This is a genomic window from Streptococcus sp. VTCC 12905, from assembly GCF_049893385.1.
Classification (GTDB): Bacteria; Bacillota; Bacilli; order Lactobacillales; family Streptococcaceae; genus Streptococcus; species Streptococcus suis_AA.
The window spans coordinates 1-1,349 of the sequence record NZ_JBMVJC010000066.1; the positions used below are offsets into that span (position 1 = coordinate 1).

The 1,349-nt window shown below is 37.7% G+C and carries 3 protein-coding genes; all 3 read left to right on the plus strand.

Annotated features, from left to right (window positions below):
- The first annotated feature begins 175 nt into the window (after positions 1-175).
- The 3 genes from ACPC58_RS11595 to ACPC58_RS11605 are packed head-to-tail and all read left to right on the plus strand — an operon-like array spanning position 176 to position 1,251.
- Positions 176-433 (plus strand): MFS transporter, encoded by a 258-nt coding sequence (locus ACPC58_RS11595; RefSeq protein WP_434066030.1) that lies wholly within the window; start codon positions 176-178, stop codon positions 431-433.
- On the plus strand, positions 423-767 hold the full coding sequence (locus ACPC58_RS11600; RefSeq protein ID WP_434066031.1) for a hypothetical protein: 345 nt from the start codon (positions 423-425) through the stop codon (positions 765-767). The genes ACPC58_RS11595 and ACPC58_RS11600 overlap by 11 nt, the downstream gene beginning before the upstream one ends.
- A 52-nt stretch (positions 768-819) precedes the next feature.
- Positions 820-1,251, plus strand: a complete 432-nt coding sequence (locus tag ACPC58_RS11605; protein ID WP_130554677.1) for a NusG domain II-containing protein — start codon at positions 820-822, stop codon at positions 1,249-1,251.
- The last annotated feature ends 98 nt before the right edge of the window (positions 1,252-1,349 follow it).

Consider the following 1,349-nt stretch of genomic DNA (forward strand, 5'->3'; position numbering starts at 1 on the left):
CTAGTTTCTCAGATACAGATTTTGGACTTCTTTTGGACATAATAAAACTCCCCTTATAGTTTCTAGTGAAAATTTTTGTTTTTTCACTGTCCACTATAAGGGGAGTATATCACAAACCTGTCGAGTTTTTGTTCTATTTTATGCTTTATTTTCTGCATTCTTCATCTACTCTTACATGGTCAATGAGCCGATTAGCGGTTCATTCTTGCTCATGTTACCAGCCATTCAGATTGTCAGATCCTTTAAAACAGAAGAAGAAAAACGCTACTATATCATCCAAGCCATCTTTGCCCTGTTTGCCATGACCTTGACCTATTCCGTGGGCATTTGGCTAGGACATGTCAAACCACATATCCTCATCCTTCCTGCTGGATTTGCTCTGTCTATTCTTTATCGGATTTATTTCAAAAAGGAGAAAACAGATGAACGTTAACAAACCGAAACTCATACTCACTTTGATTGTTCTCTCCTATACAGCAATTTGCGGCCTGTATATACATAGCTACCTGACTGGGGACAATCCACCACTCTTTATCTTACTGTTCACTATACTTCCAATCTTGAATAGTGACTGGCAAACTACCCGTCCAGAAGCAAATGCTGTCCAAGAAGCTATCCATCTTTATCGTAAACCACTGCTCTGGTTTCTCATTGCAGGTTTTGCCCTAACCTTCTCCATTGGTTTTTTCACTGGACAAATCAAACCGCTTCTAGCTGGATTTTGGGGAATGTTAGCCATCCTACTCTTCAAACAATCGAAAAAGTAATCTGTATCCAACATTTTACAAAGTAAGTTTTTTTCTATACAATAGACTGTATATGACATTCAAATCCATTCTCAAACAATTCAAATTATTTGACTATCTATTAATTGGACTGACCCTTCTATTATCCTTTGTCCCAGCGATTTTTACATACACGCATTTAACGTCACAATCAAATGAAACTAAAATCATTGCATATGTTAGGATAAACGGTGAGGTCGTCGATCAATTTGAATTATCAAAAGATACTCCACATCAAGAAATTACCTATTATCCAAACGAAGGACAATACAACATCATTGAAGTTGATGGCGAACGGATTCGTGACAAAGAGGACAATAGTCCTGACCAGATTGCTGTGATGACTGGCTGGATTAGCCAACCAGGTGAACTTTCCGTTTGTCTGCCTCACAATCTCATGATTGAAATTAAAGCTGTCGGTGGGGACAACTCTGAGGAAGAAGAGGAACTCATTTTACCATTATAATAAATAAGACACAGTCAATAGTGTACTGACCCCAAAAAGTTAGACAAAAAATATTAGTGAAAGGATTTAGTTCTGTACTGAACAGGACTAAGTCCTTT

What these genes read in the sequence shown, in the direction of transcription:
- ACPC58_RS11595 (WP_434066030.1), top strand. Translation starts at nt 176, where the DNA reads ATGGTCAATGAGCCGATTAGCGGTTCATTCTTGCTCATGTTACCAGCC.
- ACPC58_RS11600 (WP_434066031.1), top strand. Translation starts at nt 423, where the DNA reads ATGAACGTTAACAAACCGAAACTCATACTCACTTTGATTGTTCTCTCC.
- ACPC58_RS11605 (WP_130554677.1), top strand. Translation starts at nt 820, where the DNA reads ATGACATTCAAATCCATTCTCAAACAATTCAAATTATTTGACTATCTA.